Origin of the sequence: Sphaerospermopsis sp. LEGE 00249, from assembly GCF_014299995.1 — a bacterium.
Classification (GTDB): domain Bacteria; phylum Cyanobacteriota; class Cyanobacteriia; order Cyanobacteriales; family Nostocaceae; genus Sphaerospermopsis; species Sphaerospermopsis kisseleviana.
The window spans coordinates 53,680-73,996 of record NZ_JACJUZ010000003.1 but is presented as its reverse complement, the minus strand read 5'-3'; the positions used below and the strand labels follow the sequence as shown (position 1 = coordinate 73,996).

Annotated in this window: 22 protein-coding genes and 1 CRISPR repeat array; of the genes, 11 read left to right on the top strand and 11 right to left on the bottom strand. The window is 36.8% G+C overall.

Annotation, left to right across the window (positions count from 1 at the left end):
- Positions 1 to 4: 4 nt before the first annotated feature.
- Positions 5 to 454, bottom strand: coding sequence for a heavy metal-responsive transcriptional regulator (locus tag H5968_RS02125; protein ID WP_199291249.1), 450 nt, complete (start codon positions 452 to 454; stop codon positions 5 to 7).
- A 149-nt stretch (positions 455 to 603) separates the two neighbouring features.
- Here H5968_RS02125 and H5968_RS02120 point away from each other — a divergent pair, with 149 nt between their 5' ends.
- Entirely contained in the window at positions 604 to 1,707 is a 1,104-nt protein-coding gene (locus tag H5968_RS02120; protein WP_187038615.1) for an aromatic ring-hydroxylating dioxygenase subunit alpha, read from the top strand.
- Positions 1,708 to 1,872: 165 nt separating this feature from the next.
- Here the strand turns inward: H5968_RS02120 and H5968_RS02115 are convergent, their stop codons facing one another.
- Both H5968_RS02115 and H5968_RS02110 read right to left on the bottom strand, forming a co-directional pair.
- Positions 1,873 to 3,033 carry a CBS domain-containing protein gene (locus tag H5968_RS02115; protein ID WP_187038614.1) on the bottom strand — a complete coding sequence of 387 codons (1,161 nt, stop codon included), beginning with the start codon at positions 3,031 to 3,033 and terminating at the stop codon, positions 1,873 to 1,875.
- A 276-nt stretch (positions 3,034 to 3,309) separates the two neighbouring features.
- A complete protein-coding gene (locus H5968_RS02110; protein ID WP_187038613.1) occupies positions 3,310 to 3,651 on the bottom strand; it encodes a recombinase family protein in 342 nt (113 codons plus the stop codon).
- Between the two features lie 105 nt (positions 3,652 to 3,756).
- Between H5968_RS02110 and H5968_RS02105 the strand changes: the two genes are divergently transcribed.
- The 5 genes from H5968_RS02105 to H5968_RS02085 all read left to right on the top strand — a co-directional run bounded on the left by H5968_RS02105 (position 3,757) and on the right by H5968_RS02085 (position 6,474).
- Positions 3,757 to 4,386: an adenylate kinase gene (locus H5968_RS02105; RefSeq protein ID WP_187038612.1), complete on the top strand. Its 630-nt coding sequence runs from the start codon at positions 3,757 to 3,759 to the stop codon at positions 4,384 to 4,386.
- A 211-nt stretch (positions 4,387 to 4,597) separates the two neighbouring features.
- A complete protein-coding gene (trxA, locus tag H5968_RS02100; RefSeq protein ID WP_187038611.1) occupies positions 4,598 to 4,918 on the top strand; it encodes a thioredoxin in 321 nt (106 codons plus the stop codon).
- A gap of 22 nt (positions 4,919 to 4,940) precedes the next feature.
- Positions 4,941 to 5,285: a hypothetical protein gene (locus H5968_RS26015; protein ID WP_307722505.1), complete on the top strand. Its 345-nt coding sequence runs from the start codon at positions 4,941 to 4,943 to the stop codon at positions 5,283 to 5,285.
- Between the two features lie 11 nt (positions 5,286 to 5,296).
- Positions 5,297 to 5,752, top strand: a complete 456-nt coding sequence (locus H5968_RS02090; protein WP_096570842.1) for a CBS domain-containing protein — start codon at positions 5,297 to 5,299, stop codon at positions 5,750 to 5,752.
- A gap of 164 nt (positions 5,753 to 5,916) precedes the next feature.
- Complete coding sequence (locus H5968_RS02085) at positions 5,917 to 6,474, top strand: CBS domain-containing protein (protein ID WP_096572785.1); 558 nt, start codon at positions 5,917 to 5,919, stop codon at positions 6,472 to 6,474.
- A 189-nt stretch (positions 6,475 to 6,663) separates the two neighbouring features.
- Here H5968_RS02085 and H5968_RS02080 read toward each other — a convergent pair whose 3' ends face one another.
- Positions 6,664 to 7,812, bottom strand: coding sequence for an alanine--glyoxylate aminotransferase family protein (locus H5968_RS02080; protein WP_096570844.1), 1,149 nt, complete (start codon positions 7,810 to 7,812; stop codon positions 6,664 to 6,666).
- Positions 7,813 to 7,856: 44 nt separating this feature from the next.
- On the bottom strand, positions 7,857 to 8,003 hold the full coding sequence (locus H5968_RS25020; protein WP_190346916.1) for a hypothetical protein: 147 nt from the start codon (positions 8,001 to 8,003) through the stop codon (positions 7,857 to 7,859).
- Between H5968_RS25020 and H5968_RS02075 the strand changes: the two genes are divergently transcribed.
- Positions 8,002 to 8,157 (top strand): hypothetical protein, encoded by a 156-nt coding sequence (locus H5968_RS02075; RefSeq protein ID WP_187038610.1) that lies wholly within the window; start codon positions 8,002 to 8,004, stop codon positions 8,155 to 8,157. The two genes, H5968_RS25020 and H5968_RS02075, sit on opposite strands and share 2 nt — an antisense overlap.
- Positions 8,158 to 8,165: 8 nt before the next feature.
- Here the strand turns inward: H5968_RS02075 and H5968_RS02070 are convergent, their stop codons facing one another.
- The gene (locus H5968_RS02070; RefSeq protein ID WP_187038609.1) at positions 8,166 to 9,239 is read right to left on the bottom strand and encodes a glycosyltransferase family 4 protein; all 1,074 of its coding nucleotides are present in this window, start codon (positions 9,237 to 9,239) and stop codon (positions 8,166 to 8,168) included.
- Positions 9,240 to 9,836: 597 nt separating this feature from the next.
- Here H5968_RS02070 and H5968_RS02065 point away from each other — a divergent pair.
- Entirely contained in the window at positions 9,837 to 10,571 is a 735-nt protein-coding gene (locus H5968_RS02065; protein WP_199301777.1) for an ABC transporter permease, read from the top strand.
- A 339-nt stretch (positions 10,572 to 10,910) separates the two neighbouring features.
- Here the strand turns inward: H5968_RS02065 and cas3 are convergent, their stop codons facing one another.
- Entirely contained in the window at positions 10,911 to 12,977 is a 2,067-nt protein-coding gene (cas3, locus tag H5968_RS02060) for a CRISPR-associated helicase Cas3' (protein ID WP_187038608.1), read from the bottom strand.
- Between the two features lie 38 nt (positions 12,978 to 13,015).
- Between cas3 and cas5c the strand changes: the two genes are divergently transcribed.
- From cas5c to cas7c, 3 genes are all read left to right on the top strand, one after another.
- On the top strand, positions 13,016 to 13,681 hold the full coding sequence (gene cas5c / locus H5968_RS02055) for a type I-C CRISPR-associated protein Cas5c (protein WP_187038607.1): 666 nt from the start codon (positions 13,016 to 13,018) through the stop codon (positions 13,679 to 13,681).
- On the top strand, positions 13,666 to 15,333 hold the full coding sequence (locus tag H5968_RS02050) for a type I-C CRISPR-associated protein Cas8c/Csd1 (RefSeq protein ID WP_187038606.1): 1,668 nt from the start codon (positions 13,666 to 13,668) through the stop codon (positions 15,331 to 15,333). Before cas5c ends, H5968_RS02050 begins: the two co-directional genes overlap by 16 nt.
- 185 nt (positions 15,334 to 15,518) lie before the next feature.
- The gene (gene cas7c, locus H5968_RS02045) at positions 15,519 to 16,403 is read left to right on the top strand and encodes a type I-C CRISPR-associated protein Cas7/Csd2 (RefSeq protein WP_187038605.1); all 885 of its coding nucleotides are present in this window, start codon (positions 15,519 to 15,521) and stop codon (positions 16,401 to 16,403) included.
- A gap of 229 nt (positions 16,404 to 16,632) precedes the next feature.
- Positions 16,633 to 17,549: direct repeats of the CRISPR family, unit length 37 nt; unit sequence GTGACAATTACTAATTAAGGTAATTGAGGATTGAAAC.
- A gap of 49 nt (positions 17,550 to 17,598) precedes the next feature.
- Here cas7c and hypB read toward each other — a convergent pair.
- From hypB to H5968_RS02025, 4 genes are all read right to left on the bottom strand, one after another.
- The gene (gene hypB, locus H5968_RS02040; protein WP_187038604.1) at positions 17,599 to 18,414 is read right to left on the bottom strand and encodes a hydrogenase nickel incorporation protein HypB; all 816 of its coding nucleotides are present in this window, start codon (positions 18,412 to 18,414) and stop codon (positions 17,599 to 17,601) included.
- A complete protein-coding gene (gene hypA / locus H5968_RS02035; RefSeq protein WP_187038658.1) occupies positions 18,405 to 18,746 on the bottom strand; it encodes a hydrogenase maturation nickel metallochaperone HypA in 342 nt (113 codons plus the stop codon). Before hypA ends, hypB begins: the two co-directional genes overlap by 10 nt.
- Positions 18,747 to 18,821: 75 nt before the next feature.
- A complete protein-coding gene (hypE, locus tag H5968_RS02030; RefSeq protein WP_187038603.1) occupies positions 18,822 to 19,925 on the bottom strand; it encodes a hydrogenase expression/formation protein HypE in 1,104 nt (367 codons plus the stop codon).
- A 130-nt stretch (positions 19,926 to 20,055) separates the two neighbouring features.
- Positions 20,056 to 20,271, bottom strand: coding sequence for a 4-oxalocrotonate tautomerase family protein (locus H5968_RS02025; RefSeq protein WP_096570868.1), 216 nt, complete (start codon positions 20,269 to 20,271; stop codon positions 20,056 to 20,058).
- Between the last annotated feature and the right edge of the window lie 46 nt (positions 20,272 to 20,317).

Genomic DNA, 20,317 nt, shown 5'->3' with positions numbered 1-20,317 from the left:
AAATTTATTTCTGAATAATTGGACAAATAGTATCTTCAGGTTTGATTTCTGTATTTTGCCAACCGGAAAGTAATTGATTAATTTCTGAGCGTAAAGTTAATAATTGCTCAATTTGATGATCAATCTGTGATAACTTTGCTTGGAGTTTTTCTTGAATTTCACAACAAGGGGGTTTACCGTGATCATAAACTTCCAAAATATCTTTAATTTCTTCTAAACTTAAACCCAGATGTTGCGCTCTTTTAATAAAAGATAATCGAGTTAATACATCAGACGAAAATTGTCGATAACCTCCTTCAGTACGTGCTGATGCTTGAATTAAACCTAAACTTTCATAATAACGAATTGTTCTAATAGGAACACCACTTTTTTCTGTTACCTGACCAATTAAAAGTAGTTGTTTATCTTCAATTAACACAGCAGATTTTCCCAACTCTTGTTTTGATGATAACATAAGAATGGGAATAGGGAATAGGGAATAGGGAATAGGTTAACAATCTTACCCAATCACCAATCACCAATGAAGTACCGAAAATAACCGTTTTTATTTGCTGGGTGTGATATTTCTAGATTACCCCCTTGACTATAAGTATAAATCTAAAAATGAACGTCAATTCAGCAAATTTTAACCATACTAGAAAACCTAAGATTTTCAATCAACCAGAACGTTTTATTGAAGGTTGGTATTGGGTAATACCTTCTAAAAAGTTACGAGTTGGTGAAGTTAAACCCGTGACAATTTTGGGTAGAGAATTAGTAATTTATCGTGGTGAAGATAAACAAGCTGTGATTTTAGATGCTTACTGTCCTCATTTTGGCGCTCATCTGGGAGAAGGAACAGTAGAAGGTAATGAAATACGCTGTTTTTTTCATCATTGGAAATTTGATTCTGAAGGTTTTTGTGTAGAAATTCCTTGTTTAGAAGAACCTGTTAAAGTTAAAGCTAAAAGTTGGCCTACTGCTGAAAAATATGGGTTAATTTGGGTTTGGACAGGAGAAACACCACAACAACCTTTACCGTTTATTCCTGAGTTGGAAATGGAAGAATCTGACAGTGCTTTGAGTGCAAGATTTATCACCAACTGTCACCCTAATGTTTTTATGATTAATGCTATTGATGCTCAACATTTTAACACAGTTCATAAATTACTATCAGAGTTTAATTTTGAAAAACAAGAACTCAATGAAAATGCCATTACCTTTACCAATACTACCCAAGAAAGTCCAGACTCTTGGTTAATAAAATTGATTCGTCCTTTTTATAAAAAACCAGTTCATTATCATCTTTGTTATTGGTATGGGATGACAGGAATGATTACAATTAGTTTAGATTTTTTACAATTTCATCTTATATTTGCTTCCCGTTTAATAGAAGCGGGTAGAGCAGAAATAATGACAATATTAATGACTAAAAAACGCTTGGGTATTTTCGGTAGATTACATAATCGCTTGGTTTTATGGCTGAGTAAATTTGTGGCTGAAGACTTTATCAAAGACGACAACAAAATTTTTCAAACTATTCAGTTTAATTTAAAATCTCCTATTGACTTAGATCAACCCATAATTCAATTTATTGACCATTTAGAAAGACAAAAAGCTTTAAAATGGGGAACTTGGTATATAGATAGAATGAATGACGGTGAAGTGAGAGAAATAGAGAAACGCCCAAAACGGGAAAAATGGCACGATGAATTAGTTAATGATTGAAAATTCACCATTTTCACAATAAAAATGAAGTGGTTTGTTTTGCCACTTCATCAATTCCCAGGTAGAACCTTAGTATTGAGTATAACGACTACACAATTTTCAAATAGTATAAGATCAAACAGAATTGAAAATTCTCTTCATGCCAGTGAACAGGGTATTGAGGAGTTATGTCGATGAATGATAGCAATGGCGCATTTTGTCAATGTCCGTTATTGCTAAATTTAAATACATTTGCTGTAATTCTGTGGATAGATTCGGGTTTTTGATCAAATGTTCTATCCTGCTTTCCAACAGAGAAATCAGGGTATTTAAGTTTTCCTTGGGAACTGGTTGTTGAGGTGGTTCTGGGGAATTAGTTTGGTTGCTGAGATATTCTGCTTTCTCAGCTTGTAATTGCGCTACATTTCGCTGTAAAGTTTCTATGACTCCATACATTTCTAAGGGATCAAATATCCGCAACAAGCTGGTTTGAGTCACTATTCCTAACTTTGATCCCCAATCCCAGGATACAACTAATCGTTGTACTCGCCGCTGCTGCATTTCTTGATGGGCTGACCATAGGGAATCTTCTGGAGTTAGCAAAAACAAGGGTGTACTCATCGCTGTTTTTGCCTCAATTTGGTCTAAATTTAACCCCAATGCTTGAAATTGCACAATGTCTCTTTCTGTAACAATTCCTACAGGCTTAACAGCGTGCAGAATATTATTCCAGGAGTCTGTTTTGGTTATGACTATACAACTCACTTTATGAGTTGCCATCATCTGCGCCAAGGTGAGTACAGAAGTTGTTGGTGGTGCATGGATTACTTGGGTTGTCATTACCTCTGACACTCGCCTCATTTTTAGTAGGTTTGTGGGGCGTAAAATTTGTCTAATACTTTCTGGGGAAATAATTCCTAATACCTCTTTGTGTTCATTGACGATTACCAAATGGCGAATACGATACCGACGAAATAAAAACAGTGCGGCAAAGATGTCCTTAAATACAGTTTCTGACAGGGTAATTACTGGATGTGCCATGACATCAGCTATTTTTACCCTAGCAAAATCCGTACCCGCAGCCGTAAATCTCACAATATCTCGTTCTGTAAAAATACCTAATAATTCCCTCCCTTCCATGACTAGTACACAGCTGGAGCGTGTACCTTGCATGGAATTAAAGGTAATTCCTGCATCAAAATCCGGTAATAAGCAACTATTACCTCGTGTCTGATTCATTAAATTTACAACTTCCATCAGGGAAGTATGGGGTGCAACCACCAGTGGTTGCTTATCTATTGCATCTTCCAGGCAGGGAACGCCAATGAGTGGATCATCAATTTGCATAGATTATTCGGTCTAGATTATAAATGGTAAAACTAATTATGAAGTTTTGTAAATTTATTAGCAATAAATATATTAAATTCTGCAAAATATATATATAATACGAGAGATGTAAAAGATAAATGGGAGAAAAGCTTGCTATATAAAGGCTATAAGCTGTAAAAGGTAAATTAGCGTTAAAGATTTAAACTGGGATATCCAAGGGCCGATTGCCAGATAACTGGAGAGGAAAAGGAAGAGATATGAGGTATATGGCTCTATTGAGAGGCAATATCTACATCAGTCCTCACCCATGCCAGAAATTCGTTGCATTTTGCCATGAAGCCTGTCTAAAACCCTTTTAACGGACACAGGTTGCCACTGATGTCCTCGCTTGGTGGTATATCCTTGCTGATTGAGCCAAGCAGCAATTTGTGGTAGTGATTTTCCTGACTTGTGATGACGGCGAATTAATTCAATAATCTGTTGTTCAGCGGGATTGTCTACTAATTCACCATTAACTGATTGCTGACCAAAAGCGGGTGAACCATAGCCAGCATAGCCGCCACTGGCAGCTTTTGCTTTCCGGGCTTGGTTGAGTTTTTCCCAGAGGGAGTGATCTTTCGATTCTTCAGCAGCCATTGTTTTCAGAATTTAATTACCTTTGTCAACATGGTACATCAATTACTGGTGATTGCTGGTAAATGAGTTAGATTTTTCAGGCTTTTCAAGATAGGGGGTGTTTGAATGCGATTGATTTTGCTAGGAGTGCCGGGTAGTGGCAAAGGTACGCAAGGGGCAATACTGTCCAGCCAATGGCAAATTCCGCATATTTCCACTGGTGAAATATTACGTCAGGCGATCGCTAATCAAACTGCTTTAGGCTTGAAAGCAAAAGCGTATGTAGAAAAAAGTGAATTAGTTCCAGACTATTTAATTTTTGATCTCATCCGCCAACGCTTAACTGCTTCATCTACTCAACGAGGTTGGATATTAGATGGATTTCCCGGTAATTTATCCCAGGCTCAGTTTCTTGATCAACTATTAGCAACTTTAGGACAGTCTTATAACCGAGTTTTCAGTTTTTATGTGCCAACAGATGTTTTGGTACAAAGGTGGCGACAAAGGGGGCGTTCAGATGACCACCCTGAACTTATTTGTAAGCGAATAGAAGTTTATCAAGAGCAGACTGCACCCGTGATTCAGCATTATCGCCAGCAAGGATGTTTAACAGTGATTAATGGCGATCGCCCTGTGGAAATAGTGACTCATTTTTTACAAACTTCTTTTTCTGATTTGAGTTTAACAATTCACCAAAAAACTGTGAATACCAGCAAAAGACTAATCAACAAAGAACGACAAATCTTATCGGACTAACAGCAAAACAAAGCCGAAAAAATGAGTATTTTATGCGTAAGCAAAGAAAAATTAAAAGACTGAAACTTTTATTTCATCAAGGTTACAGCAATTCTGACCTCAGCTTTTTCTCAATAGAGAAATTAACTCATTGCCATCCCACCTTATCTTTTACTGTTTTCCCTTTCACAACCACCACTCAAAATTGAAAAAGATTAAAAAAGGAGTTGATATGACAACAGTTGAATATATCCAGGAAACAGAGTTCAAATCACTATTAAGTGATAACGAAATAGTTGTACTAGACTGCACAGCAACTTGGTGCGGACCTTGTAAAATGGTTAGTCCTTTAATGGATAAACTCGCTGATGAATACACAGGTCGTGCCAAAGTAGTCAAAATAGACGTGGGTGAAAATCCAACTTTTGCCAAACAATTTGGTATCCGCAGTATTCCCGCAGTTATGTTTTTCAAGAACGGTGACTTATTGGAAAAAATTGTTGGGATAGCTCCTTATGAAAAATTCAGCACAGCTGTAACCAATATACTTTAACCATTATTGAGGCAATTGCTTTATGCAGAGAGCGCAGATAGTTCGATGTCCTAATTGCGGTAGTGAGGCACAGCGTCAGTTTGCAACTGATGAACACCTAACTCACACCCATTGTTTAGCTAATCAAATTATCCGTACAGAGTGTCTAGTTTGTGACTACCTGATGGTGATGCGCTCTCTGGATGGAAGTGTAATTGAAGCTTACGCACCTGGAATACCAAGCAGTTTTAAACCTTCTACCACATCTAATACTCCTTCGGAGATTCGTGAGGAGCAAATGCTAGTGATCAGAGAGTGTACTTTATTCAGCCTCATTTTTAGACATTTACCAGATCAAAATCCCACAGATTCATACTCATTGCTTTAAGGATTTCAACCATGATGAAGGCTGAAGATATAATGACCACAAAAGTGGTAACAATTCGTGGTTCAGCAACAGTAGCAGAAGCAGTAAAACTGATGAAAGATAATAAACTGCGCTCTATCGTTGTCGAACCACGCACAGACAACGACCCCTATGGCATAGTCACAGAAACTGACATTGTTTACAATGTTGGTGCCTATGGCAAAGACCCCAAACAAGTGCGAGTTTATGAAATTATGACCAAGCCTTGTATTGTAGTTAATCCTGAGCTTGGTGTAGAGTATGTAGCGCGTTTGTTTGCCAATACAGGTATTCGTCGCGCTCCTGTAATTAAAGGTAAATTGTTAGGAATTATATCAATTACTGATATCCTCAGAAAAAGTGACTTTGTGGAAAATCCCAAAAGCACTTTTGAAATGTATTGTGAAGAATTTCCCAACGCTCCAGAGGCAAGAATTTACGAAGATTAAACATCAAAATTCATTTCTTTGTACTTTTTGCACAGGTAACTACACTCATTTACCAAAGATAAAAATCTGAAAACATCTCAGGAATGAGTGAAAAAAATCATCAACATCGGCAAATTAACCCGAACAATTTTTCCAACCAACTACTGACAGGAAATTATAAAAATATGATGAAAGCAGAAGACATAATGACCACAGAAGTGATTACAATTCGTGGTTCAGCAACAGTAGCAGAAGCCGTGGATTTGATGAAATATAAAGGATTACGTTCTTTAGTTGTGGAACCACGCACAGAAAACGATCCTTATGGCATGGTAACAGAAACTGATATCGTCTATAAAGTTGCCGCTTATGGTAAAGACTCCAAACAAGTGCGAGTTTACGAGATTATGACCAAGCCTTGTATTGTAGTCAATCCTGAGCTTGGTGTAGAGTATGTAGCGCGTTTGTTTGCCAATACACGTATTCGTCGCGCTCCCGTAATTAAAGGTAAGTTGTTAGGGATTATATCAATTACTGATATCCTCAGAAAAAGTGATTTGTTTGATAATCCAAAACCCATATTTATTGAGGATGAGATAGAAGCTGCACGGGAAGAAGCTAGAAGAATTTGTGCAGTGAAAGGAGATACTTCTCGTGAATGTGCAGCAGCTTGGGATATTGTAGAAGAACTACTGGCAGTGGCATCTGATCAGCGGTTAGTCAAGGAAATGACGGAGTCTTAACTATTAAATCAGATGTGATATGACTCCAGGCGATCGCATCTGCTCAATTATTTGACTTATTTGATATCCTCCCTACTCTATCAGGGTAGGGATTCTGGGATCAAAAAGTCTTTCCTCTTTGCATCCTTCCTTGGATCTTAATGTGAAAAAATCATGATCTTGGCGGGCAAAATGCCCACCTTAAACACCCTACTTACCCAAAACCTGCTGCAAAGCCTCAACCAACCGATCCACATTTTCAGGGCGACTATTAAAACCCATCAAACCCACACGCCAAACTTTACCCGCTAACTCTCCCAAACCACCACCAACTTCAATATTATGCTCAAGTAATAACTGCTTTGCTACGGCTTTTCCATCCACTCCATCAGGAATACAAACAGTAGTTAAAGTTGGTAAACGATATTCCTTAGCAACGTGCATTTTTAAACCGATACTTTCCAAACTTTCCCACAAATATTCAACATTTTTTTGATGCCGTTGCCAACAATTTGTTAAACTTTCTTCCGCTACTAAACGCAAAGCTTCCCGCAAACCATAATATAAATTAATCGGTGCTGTATGATGATATATGCGTTCATTACCCCAATATTTTCCTAACAACAACATATCTAAATACCAGTTGGCCACCTTAGTCTCCCGTTTCTGCAACTTTTCCATTGCACGGGGACTCATAGTAAAAGGAGATGCACCAGGAGAACAACCTAAACCTTTTTGACTGCAACTATAAGCTAAGTCCACACCCCACTCATCTAAGAAAATAGGAACACCACCCAAGCTGGTGACAGTATCCACTAATAACAAAGTTCCATATTTGTGACACAACTCCCCCACATCTTCTAAAGGTTGACGTGCGCCGGTGGAGGTTTCTGCATGAACTAATGCTAAAATTGCCGGTTTGTGAGTTTCTAACGCTGTTTTAATTTCATCTACAGAAAATACCTGTCCCCAAGGTTTCGTAATAGTGCGTACATCTGCGCCATATCTTCCCGCCATATCTACCAAACGATTACCGAAGTAACCAGCAACACCAATTAAAACCACATCTCCCGGTTCTACAGTGTTAGCTAGGGTTGCTTCCATCGCTGCTGTACCCGTACCACTCACGGCGATAGTGTGGGGGTTTTCCGTTTGCCAAACGTAGCGCAATAAAGATTGTATTTCATCCATCAAGGCTAAAAATGCCGGATCTAAATGCCCTAAAGGTGTGGTATTCATAGCTTGCAATACCGCAGGATGGGCGTTAGATGGACCAGGACCCAGTAATAAACGGTTGGGAACTTCTAAAGGTGAAAGTTGTAACTTTTGACTGTCGTTGATAGAAATTGTCGATGTCATAATTTTTGTGAGGCTAAATAGTTATTACAGCTATCAAGCCAATTTTACTCCTGACTCCTGACTCCTTGATCTCCTGCAACTTCAAGATTGTCTATCATTCGTGGGAAGATGCGATCGCCTCCGGCGCTGCGCTCCGCGCAATCGCTCTTAATTCTTAAAGTGGATATAACTAGCTGTAGTTGAAGCCTCATGAGCCAAAAACGTTCTAGCTTAAAACCATTACAAAGGAAAAATCGCACACTCAGGCGCAGATTAAACTTGAAAGGAGAAATAGCCTTAACCCTAGCCCCAACCGCAATTGTACTGTTAGTAATGGCTTTTGTGGAAACTCTCACCCAACAATGATAATGAACTTAATGAACTAAAGTAGTCCGAAAATGTCCATTTTCTTGAGCAAATTTCTCTTTGATAATTTGTTTATAAACCGCTTCATAACCATCAGTCATTTGTTTGACACTAAAATGGTTTTCTACATATCGCCTACAAGCATAACGGTTTAATCTTTCTATTTGCTCAATAGCCTCAATACACTCCTGAATATTATTGCACAAAAAACCTGTTTCACCATCAGCAATTACTTCGGGAGTTGAACCCATTCGCATCGCAATTACAGGTGTACCCGATGCCATTGATTCTACCATTACCAAACCAAATGGTTCTCTCCAAGTAATAGGAAATAAAGTGGCATAAGCAGAACCCATGATAGTATTTTTTTCTGCGTGGTTAGCTTCACCTAAATATTGAATTTGCTTACCATCAATCTGGGGTTTAATTTCCTGCTCAAAATATTCTATATCCACTCTATCTATTTTACCAGCTATTTTCAACTGCCAACCAGTTTTTTTGGCAATTTGAATTGCTAAATGTGTGCCTTTTTCTGGCGATATTCTGCCAACGAATGCTAAATATGGTGGATCTACAGGTTGAGGATAAAACTCATAACTACTCACATCAATTCCATTGTACACTGTTGATATATAATTTAACCCTAACTTGGGTTCTCTTTGGGCATCAGAAATACTCACATAAGGCTGTTTTTTGGCATATTTAAAGATTTTTTCGTTGTCAGGTGTAAAAATACCATGCAAAGTGTGAACTGTGGGAGTTTTTACCAACTTTGTGTATGCTAAAGGTGTGTGTCCTGCATGAGAATGAATAATATCAAATTCTGCGGATTGCTCATAAACTGAAGCTAGATTTAGCAATTCATAAATACTGTAATCTTTGACAGTATTATCCAATCTTAAAGCCCGCGGATGAACTGATACTAACTTAGCCAGAGTCAGAGAATCTCCTGATGCAAATAATGTTACTTCATGTCCTCTTTTGACTAATTCATCTGTTAACAAACCCACGACTAATTCTATTCCACCATAAGCTGGAGGTGGTACTCTCTCCCACAGTGGAGCAACCTGGGCAATTCTCATTATTAACCCCCTAACAATTAAGAATTTACTTGAAAATCACTGACAAAAAACTAGTAAATATTAACCTAATACTGTTACTCGCTTCACAATCTTATGCTGGATCTTTGATATCTTTTGTCTATCTTAGGTAGGGATATTTTCCTCTACTTTAGAGGTAAATTAGTAATTTTAAGGAATCAGAATTTCAAGAAGTCAGGAGGTTTTTCATTATAAATGATGAATTATCAATTATCAATTATCAATTATCAATTTTTATCACAGGTTATTTTCCTGTAAGGGCGAAGCATTCGGGCGAACAATTATCAATTTTTATCACAGGTTATTTTCCTGTAAGGGCGAAGCATTCGGGCGAAAAATTATCAATTTTTATCACAGGTTATTTTCCTGTAAGGGCGAAGCATTCGGGCGAACAATTATCAATTTTGATCACAGGTTATTTTCCGAATGCTTCGCCCCTACGTCGCCCCTACGACTCCTGACGATGATATAATCTCATACAATAATTAAGCACTAAATATCAACATGAATATCCCTCACCCAAGTAAAAAAAAGTCTATGACATGGCAGGTAGTTTTTTCCATATTGGTATTTGTGTTTATGTACCTGCCTATCCTGGTACTAGGCTTTTATAGCTTTAACCAGTCACCTTACAGCGCAAGTTGGCAAGGATTCACTCTAGAATGGTATCAAAAACTGTTCACAGATGCTCGCATTTTATCAGCTGTAAAAAACAGTTTGCTAGTAGCCTGTAGTGCAGTTGCTGTTTCCGCAGTCTTGGGAACTATGATGGCTGTAGGGTTGGCACGTTATAATTTTCCTGGGAAAACATTGTATCGTGGTATATCGTATTTACCATTATTAATTCCTGATATTGCGATCGCAGTTTCTACCCTTGTTTGTTTAGCTGCTTTTGCCATACCTTTAAGCATCTGGACAATTGTAGCTGCACATATAGTTTTTTGCCTAGCCTACATCGGTTTAGTAGTATCATCCCGACTTAATAACCTCGATCCCCACCTAGAAGAAGCTGCACTAGACTTAGGTGCAACCCCTATTCAAGCTTTTATCAAAGTTGTCTTACCCCAATTAATGCCTGGTATTATATCTGGTTGCTTACTAGCTTTCGTCCTCAGTTTAGATGACTTTCTTATCTCCAGTTTTACAGCAGGTAGCGGTTCTAATACCCTACCAATGGAAATATTTAGCCGCATCAGAACTGGAGTCAAACCAGATATTAATGCCCTTAGCATTATGTTAATTTCTATTACCGCTACTGTGGCAATTATCGCAGAATTAATTCGTGCTTCTGGAGAGAAACAAAACCAAAAATAATTATTAGGACTAATATTTCCTTATTTAAAGAATATTTGCGATCGCGAAATCAATTCTGAACTTGGTAAAATCGCTGGTACAACTGGGGAAACATGACAAAGTTACCCCCTAGCGTTGACACAGTTGATGATTAGACATCTCCGAAAAAGATGTAGGGACAATTCATGAATTGTCACTAGGAATGGGTTTCAGGTTACGCATATTAATTTTCGGACAGATCTATTACCTATCATATGCTCAAAGCAACGCAGATTCATCAGTAGAGGGGACTGGGAACTGGGAAGATGGGAGCAAATTCTTTACCTATTCTCTATTCCTTATCCCCACAAAAAGACTTTCTCAACCAACCCTAATTCCCGTTTCTTCGTAATCTCCCATCCAAACATCTATTTTACCAACTTGAGTATAATTTGTATATTGATCATTCTGAGGAATATTCACAGTAAACTTTTGTAATCTGCGCCAATCTGCTTCTGTTAAATATTCTTTATTTTGCATTTCTGCAATTAATTTTTCACTGTCTCCCCATTTGACAACCACCGCTATTTGATGTTCATTATCAATTACTTTTACTGCTTTAGCAACTTCCGGGAAATCATACTTTTCTCTTAATTTTTGAATATCCACACCTCCATCATGATTCTGATTCAATAAATCACTAAAGTAAATCTTTATCAAAGATAAAATATCATCATTTATATCATATTTTTCTAAGATTTTTTTAGTAATACTTATTCCGTCTTTATATCCCGGTGGGTTGGCAGATGACATATTAAAAATGATTACATTACCTTGATCCTGCTTTCCTTCTCTGTTACATCTTCCTGCTGCTTGAATGATAGAATCTAAAGGTGCAAGTTGACGGTATACTATGGGAAAATCCACATCAACACCAGCTTCAACTACTTGGGTACTAATTAAAAAACAAGGTTGTTCAGCTTTTAATAATTTTCGCACTTTGTCCAAAACTTGAGAACGATGATCAGGACACATCATAGAACTAAGATGAAAACAATGATCGGGAAATTTAGCAGATAATATTTCATATCCTGCCCTGGCTAATTTTTTGGTATTAACAATAATTAAGCCTTGATTTAATTTAGATGATTGAATGCTATCAACTAAATTTTTCCATTCCCAAATATCAGCAATATATTGGTAATTAACACGCTTAAGTTGTTGAAATATTCTGCTGGTTTCAGCTTCAGGAATAATATCAACAACATCTGTTAAATCATCTTCATTAAGGTTGTGAAATGCTGGTTGGGTAGCACTCATTAAAACTATTGTACATCCCCAATCTGTGACTAATGTATTCAAAACATTTAATATTGGCCGGACTAAATCACTAGGTATAGATTGAGATTCGTCTAATAAGATAACTTTATTAATTAAACCTTGTAATTTTCGGCATTTAGTAGGATGATTAGCAAATAAACTTTCATAAAATTGGACTCCACTGGTGACAATTACTGGTTTATCCCATCTTTCTGTATTTAATTTATAATCTTTGGTTTCTGCTAATTTTGGTTCATATCCTGAATGATGTTCTAATACTGCATTTTCTCCAAATAATTGCCGATAAACAGCAGCAGTTTGTTCAATAATACTTTTTAATGGTCCGACATAAACTATTCCTGACATTTGATGTTTTTGACTGTGCAAATAAGCAAATCTCGCACTAGCAATGGTTTTACCAATTCCACAGGGTCCAGTTAATCTAAAAATTCCTTTGGGTAATTCACTTTTGTTGATACAATGTTGGGCAAAGACATTTCTAGCTTCACTAATCGCATTTGCTGATTGTGGAAACAAGGAATGAGGATTGAAACTCATTTTGTTATATGCAGAAAGCTCCAAATCTTGTACATATATGGAGCTTTCACCTTTATTTTCAATATTTTCAAATTTGCGAGCGTCTAATCTGTCATTATCAACTAAGACAGAAAATAACATTCTAATGGCAAATTCTCGCCGCAATTTAGGTAAATTAATATCTGGTAATTCTTGCGGTATAAAATCAGCTATTTCCTGTCTAGCTATTTCTAAACATTTCTCTAAACCTGCTGCTAATTGTTTATACTCACTACCTCTTAATCTCAACTTTTCTGATAAACCAGAATGATGGCCAGCAATGATATAAGCTATTGCGGGCGGTTCTTTTTTAGACATTTGTAAAGCTACAACAGCACCGTGGGGAGAATGTACAACCCGCTTACCGTTATTTTTTAAGTATTCCTGCCATTTTTGCTGATATTTACCCAAATCATGCCATAAACCAGCATACTTGGCTACAGCTTGGAATTGTTGCGGTACAGCACTTGCAGACATTTCCGCAACATTCTGTAAATGTGCTGCTAGTAGTTGTTCTTTACAATCTGTAGTAATTCTTGCTAAGTATTTCATTTGTAGTTATAATTGATGAAAAATTTTAAGTCTAGTTTATGCAGTTAAAGTTATGGGGTGAATGGGCATTATTCACAAGGCCGGAGTTTAAAGCTGAACCGCACAGTTATAGGGTAATTCCCTTTACTGCGGCTGTAGGTGTATTAGAGTCTATTTTCTGGAAACCAGAGATTAAATACAAGATTAATCACATCACGGTACTAAAGCCAATTAATACATTTACCATCCAGCGTAACATGGTGCAGTCCAAACAAAGCTATAAAAATGCTAAAGATTGGATGAGAAATGATGGTATAGGGAGTTACACTGCTGTGGGCGATCGCGCTCAGAGAAATCATGTCATATTGCATGATGTGGCCTATATCGTGGATTTTAATTTTGATTTACAAACAGAGGAAGATTTATCTAATAAATATGCAGCACAAATAAAGCGGAGAATTGAAAAAGGGCAATGTTTTAAACAACCCTATTTTGGCTGTCGAGAATATATAGCCCATTTTAGTTTTCCTTCAGAAGAAGATCAACCAGCACCAGAGTTAAAAGGGGAAATAGATTTAGGTTTAATGCCTAAAAAAATGCACTTTATACCTGATCAAAAAGGTACAGTTTCTTGGCGTACTGCTCAAGGTTTTGTCAAAGGAAATGTAGTTACAGAATTTGCTCACTTTATAATGCGAGATGGGCGGTTATGTTGCAAGAATTAAATCAATTAGGAATTGCTTTAGAACAGGATAATCAACTCACACCCACAGGATTTAGTGAATGTTTGTGTCATTGGCAAATTAATTTACCTTTAGGTAGTTTTCAAGTTTTAGAAACAGCAGCAACCAAAGGTAAACCGAAATTTGGCAGAAAAATATTAGTACCAGATTTGCGGCGTAATGGTGATGAACCATTATTAATTGATGATGGGGGAGAATATGTTTTTGGTGCTGGTGATCGAGGTGGAAAACGGCATCAAATGTATTTACAACTTCTGGAAAGATGTTTACAAGAAACTAACCACGAAGCAGTTAAAGCAGTTTATGATTTTGTTACTAACACCACTGTAGAAAAAATTACAGCCCAGCTAACAGAAATTTATCCACAAGCAGCTAATACAGCAGCTAATACAGATTGGTGTCGGGATAGATTTGTGTTTCTATTTGAAGGTAAACAAATCACCAAAATTCCCGTAATTCAAAAATGGTGGGTTAACTATTATGCCAGTAAACAAGATACCGTTAATGGAGTTTGTTTATTAACAGGTGAACAGACTCTAATTATGAAGCAAAAAATGCCCATGATGGTTAAAGGTGTTACTGGTGCTGCTACTTCTGGTGCTGCTATTAGTAGTTTTCAAGAAGATGCTTATAAGTCTCACGGATGGTATAGAAATATTAACGCTCCCATAGGTTTTGAAAGTGCCGTTAGATTTCATAAATCTTTAGATTTTTTACTTAATAGTGACACAAATCGTTATAAATTAGGAGAGCAGGTTTTTGTTTATTGGGGAGAAGAAGACGGGGAAGGTATTAATCCCGAAATATGGGAAAATCCAGCTTTTGAATCTATCTTTGCTAGTCCCCATAGTCCGAAAAAATTTAATTTGGAGGATATTAAATCTAGCAAATTTTATTTAGCCATTCTCAAAGGTAATAAAGGGAGAATTTCCGTTAGTGGTTGGAGTGAAGTTACTACCCAAAAAATCAAAGATTCTATTGGGCAATTTATCCAATGTCAGCAAGTTAATTATTTGTCACCTAGTCCTATGTGGATGTTATGTAATAGTGCTTTTTTGAATCCTAGTAAAGAACACACAGACAGAATAGCAACAGCATTAATTAAAGCTGCTTTTTTAGGTGAAAGTTTACCTGATGAATATGCTTACAGAATCATTGATAGGATATGTAGTGAAAAGGTATTTCATGATTTTCCATCTAAATCTAAACAATCTCGATATTTTCCCAGACTGCAAGGTTTATTACTTTATTTAGCCACAAACAATATGAAATATCCCACAGGCGATCCTCAATTTGATACTGCTTACACTTTAGGCAGAATTGCATTTTTAATGCACCAATCACAAGTTAAAGCTCAAAATATGAGTGAAGATAATACTAATGTTATGCGTAGTTTAAAGACTTTATCTTCTACACCGACTCAAGTTTTTGCTCGGCTTTGTCATGGTTGTACTCATTATCATATAGAAAGTGATAATAGTAAATACATCAAAAAGTTACTAGCTGAAGAATTTGAAAACTTTGATATTTCCATATTGCCAGAAGTGCTAGATTTAAAATCTCAGGCTTTGTTTTTTCAAGGTTGGTGGCAAAAAAGAGCCGAGTTTTTTAAAAGTAAAGACAAATCTGAGTAGGTTGGGTTGAACAAAGTGAAACCCAACAAATAATTTTCAATGTTAACCTCTCTCCAAACCGCTCTCCTACCAAGAGAAAGGCTTTAAAAACCAGTTTTTATCTAATTCTTGTCTCCCTTCCCTCGTAGGGAAGAAGCTAGGGGTTAGGTCTTCAAACTATCAACAAATCACAAGGAAAAAAAATCATGACTGCATATTTAGACCCTACTAAAAAACACGATGCAATTTTATTATTTGATTGTTTGGATGGTAATCCCAATGGTGATCCCGATGCCGGAAATCAACCAAGAATTGACCCCCAAACTAATCAAGGTTTGGTGACAGATGCCTGTTTAAAACGTAAGGTGAGAAATTATGTAGAGATGCTTGGTAAGGATGAACCAACACCAGAAAGATATAAAATATTTGTGGAAGAAGGAAGTGTATTAAATGAAAAAATCAGTCGCGCTTATACTGCTGTCGGTTTACCACAAAAAGAAGGAACACCAGAAGATCAATTAAAGGTTGCTAAGTGGATGCAGCAGAATTATTATGATTTAAGAATGTTTGGGGCGGTATTATCTACTGGTTTAAAAGCTGGTCAAGTTTGGGGACCTGTACAAATTAGTTTTTCTCGTAGTATTGATCCGGTTTTTCCCCAATCTGTGAGTATTACTCGTTGTGCTGCAACGGAAGAAAAAGAAAAAAAAGATGGTGTAAAAAAAGATAATAAAACTATGGGCAGAAAAGAGGTTTTACCCTATGGTTTATATAGGTCTTATGTTTTTTATAATCCCCATTTGGCTTTGGCAGAAAAATCTGGTTGTGTGAATGAACGAGATTTAGCTTTATTTTGGCAAGCTTTGATTAAGGCTTGGGAGTTTGACCGTTCTTCAGCACGGGGTTTTATGGCTTGTCGTGGTTTGTATGTTTTTACTCATGCCAGTAAATATGGTAATGCTCCCGTTCATGAGTTATTTGATAAACTGCAAATTAAGTCTACTGTTGATGTACCCCGCAGTTTTGCTGATTATCAGGTTGACTTGGATGAGGTGTTACCTGATGGTGTGACTTTGACAAAGTTGGCTTGAAAATGCGCGGATGGGTGGGTGTTAAGTCGGAGTGATTATGATTAAGCTGGAAACTCTTACACTGTCTAGTTTTTATCCGTTGGGTGTTGTCAACCACCCGCGCACCTTACGCTGTAAGGGTTTCGGCGTTTTTCGCTCTTGTGCTGTTCTCTGAAATGGGGTATTATTTTGGCATCCGCGCAAATCGTTGTGGAAATGTCCTATTTCTAAGGGTTTGCGCGATCGGTTGGTGACAATTACTAATTAAGGTAATTGAGGATTGAAACCAATTGTTGTAAAACTTCTCCTTGCGCTGACGGCGGTGTGACAATTACTAATTAAGGTAATTGAGGATTGAAACGGTAGTTCCCCGGATACTTTACGTGATAATTGTAGAGTGACAATTACTAATTAAGGTAATTGAGGATTGAAACCTTAGAAATATTAGGAGATTTGATAAATTTTCGGTGACAATTACTAATTAAGGTAATTGAGGATTGAAACAATGGTTCATTGTAGACAATGCAGTTTGGGGCGGGGTGACAATTACTAATTAAGGTAATTGAGGATTGAAACCAATCTAAACTTAAAGGCGATGGCTCTACAAAAGAAAGGTGACAATTACTAATTAAGGTAATTGAGGATTGAAACATTTTCAATACGCATAGCACGGCACTTGCTACCAAGTGACAATTACTAATTAAGGTAATTGAGGATTGAAACAGTATATGGTACAGCTACATGATATGAAGACCCGGGGTGACAATTACTAATTAAGGTAATTGAGGATTGAAACTCTGACATATCTTTCTTAACCCAAGGGTGTGTGTTAAGTGACAATTACTAATTAAGGTAATTGAGGATTGAAACGTCTAGAATTTCAGTGTCACGCTCGTCTTTGTTTCGTGACAATTACTAATTAAGGTAATTGAGGATTGAAACAGGGAAAGAGTCTAACCACAAAGAAGGCATCCCCGGCAAGTGACAATTACTAATTAAGGTAATTGAGGATTGAAACTGTATAGTCTAGCTGCTGCTGATACTGCTGCTAACGGAACGTGACAATTACTAATTAAGGTAATTGAGGATTGAAACTTGATTTTAGTGTTAGAGGATCTAGCGTTAAAGGAGTGACAATTACTAATTAAGGTAATTGAGGATTGAAACATTGAGGATTGAAACTAAACTAAAAGATAATGATTTTCACAATAAGAAATTATACAGTAATTGCAGATTGACATGACAAAAACCCATACCACTCATCTAAACCCACACCAGTAGTAGCAGAAACCTGAAAAATTTGTATTTTTGGGTTTACCTGTTTTGCATATTCAATACATTTTTCTACATCAAACTGCAAATAGGGTAACAAATCAATTTTTGTAATAATCATAATGTCACTAGCGCGGAAAATATGAGGGTATTTAATTGGTTTATCCTCCCCTTCCGTCACCGACAAAATGACAACTTTAGCCTGTTCACCTAAATCAAATAAAGCTGGACAAACTAAATTACCTACATTTTCAATCATCACTACAGAATTTAATGGGGGGTTAAGTTCCTGTAAACCCTTTTCTATCATTGAAGCATCTAAATGACAACCTGTTCCGGTGTTAATTTGCACCACTTTACAGCCTGTAGATTTAATTCTTTCTGCATCATTAGTAGTTTCTTGATCACCTTCAATGACGCTAATATTTAACTTCTCTTTTAAATCATTAATAGTACGAGTTAATAAAGTAGTTTTACCCGCACCAGGAGAACTCATTAAATTTAAAGCCAGGATATTTCTACCTTTAAACCAGCCTCGATTTTGAGCAGCTAATAAATTATTTTTACCTAAAATTTCCTGCTCTAAGGATATAGTAGTATTATGAATTTTAGCGTGAACATTTGCTGGTGATTCATGATGATGATCATGGGAATGGGTAATTACAGTTCCATCGGGTAAAGTATGAGTATGTGAATGTTGATTTTCCATGTTTGTAATAGTTGTATTGTTATCATCAGAACAACCGCAGGTTACACACATAATTCTTCTACCTCAATTTCTTTAATGTTTAATTCTTGACCGGTTATTAAATCTAATTCTACACTACCACAGTCACAAATTCCAAAGGGTTTATCTACATAAAATGTATTACCACATTGGCGACATCTTGCCATTCCCGGTATTTCTAATATTTCTAATATTGCCCCTTCGACTATTGTACCTTGGGCGCAAATATCAAAGCAAAATTTGATGGCATCGGGCATAATGGCGGAGAGTTTGCCAATTTCTAATAGAACTCTTTGGACTTTTTTATTTTGGGCGTTTTCGCTAACGATAGCGATGATGTTTTGAGTTATTCCTAGTTCGTGCATTTTGAGGTGACTGGTGACTGGTGACTGGGGACTGGGGACTGGGAAGAAATTAACCAATAACTAAATAACTAATGACTAACATATTCTGGGTAGTTGATCACCTACTAGCATATCTACTATTCTTTCTGCACCAAATGCTGTTTTTAATAATACTATTCCTGGGGGTTGGGGGAGAATTTCACCAATAATTGCTGCTTGTTTTCCGGCTGGGTGGTTTTGCATTATTGATAATATTAACTCGGCTTTTTCTTTGGGTGCAACTATTACTAGTTTTCCTTCATTGGCTAAATATAAAGGATCTAAACCTAAAATTTCACACATTCCATTTACTTCTTCTCGTACAGGAATGGCTTTTTCATGAATACTAATTCCCACATTGGCAGTTTGGGCAAATTCATTTAATACTGTGGCTAAACCTCCTCTGGTTGCATCTCGCATAGCTTTAATTCCTGGGCAAACATTAATAATTTCGGCGACTAATTCATGTAATGGTTGACAGTCACTTTCTATATCTGTTTCTAATGCTAATTCTCCCCTAGCAATTAAAATGGCAGCACCATGATTTCCTATTTCGCCGTTAATAATTACCACATCACCGGGTTGAATATTGCGGGGAGAAATATCAATTCCTGAAGGAATAATACCAATACCCGCAGTATTTATAAAGAGTTTATCAGCACAACCACGATGGACGACTTTAGTATCTCCCGTCACTATTTGTACCCCTGCTTTTTGGGCGGCATCTTGCATACTAAAGACAACTTTTCTTAAAGTTTCTAACTCCAAACCCTCCTCCAAAATCATACTACAAGTAAGATATAAAGGTTTCGCACCACTCACAGCTAAATCATTAATAGTGCCATTAACCGCTAATTCACCAATATTTGAACCAGGGAAAAACAACGGATCAACCACATAGGAATCAGTAGTAAAAGCTAACCTATTTCCTAATAGAGAAAGTTGAGATAAATCAAAACTCGCTTGGTCTTCCAACTGTGATAAAATCGGATTATCAAAACTACTAACAAACACATCATTAATTAAATCTCTCATAGCCTTACCACCACTACCATGAGATAAATTAATGTGAGTATCTTTCACCTTATTAGCACGACGGCGCACCTGTTCAATTTTTTGAAATAGCGGATTTTTAACTTCTTGATTATTGTAAACTTCCATATTAAACATCTTCATCTTATAAACTTCTTAACTTAAAAACCTTTCTTTTCTTCCTTTGTGTACTTTGCGTACTTTGCGGTTATAAAAAAAAGAATTGGTGCGTTACGACAACGCCAACGCACCCTATAAACTACCTCCCAGTTTCCTCATGTCTACCGGCGTGTTTATCAGAATGTAAAACACCACCAACCGCCCAGTTATCCCGTTCAAATTCATCAATGTGAACAGTGATCCATTCTGGTTTTGTACCTAAAGCAGAAACTAAAGCATCTGTGACAGCTTGCGCTAGTTTCCGCTTCTTTTCTATAGAGTGTCCTTTGGCAATTTGTACAGTTACAAATGGCATAATAATTTACCTTTAATCTACAACTTATAAGATCCCCGACTTCTTT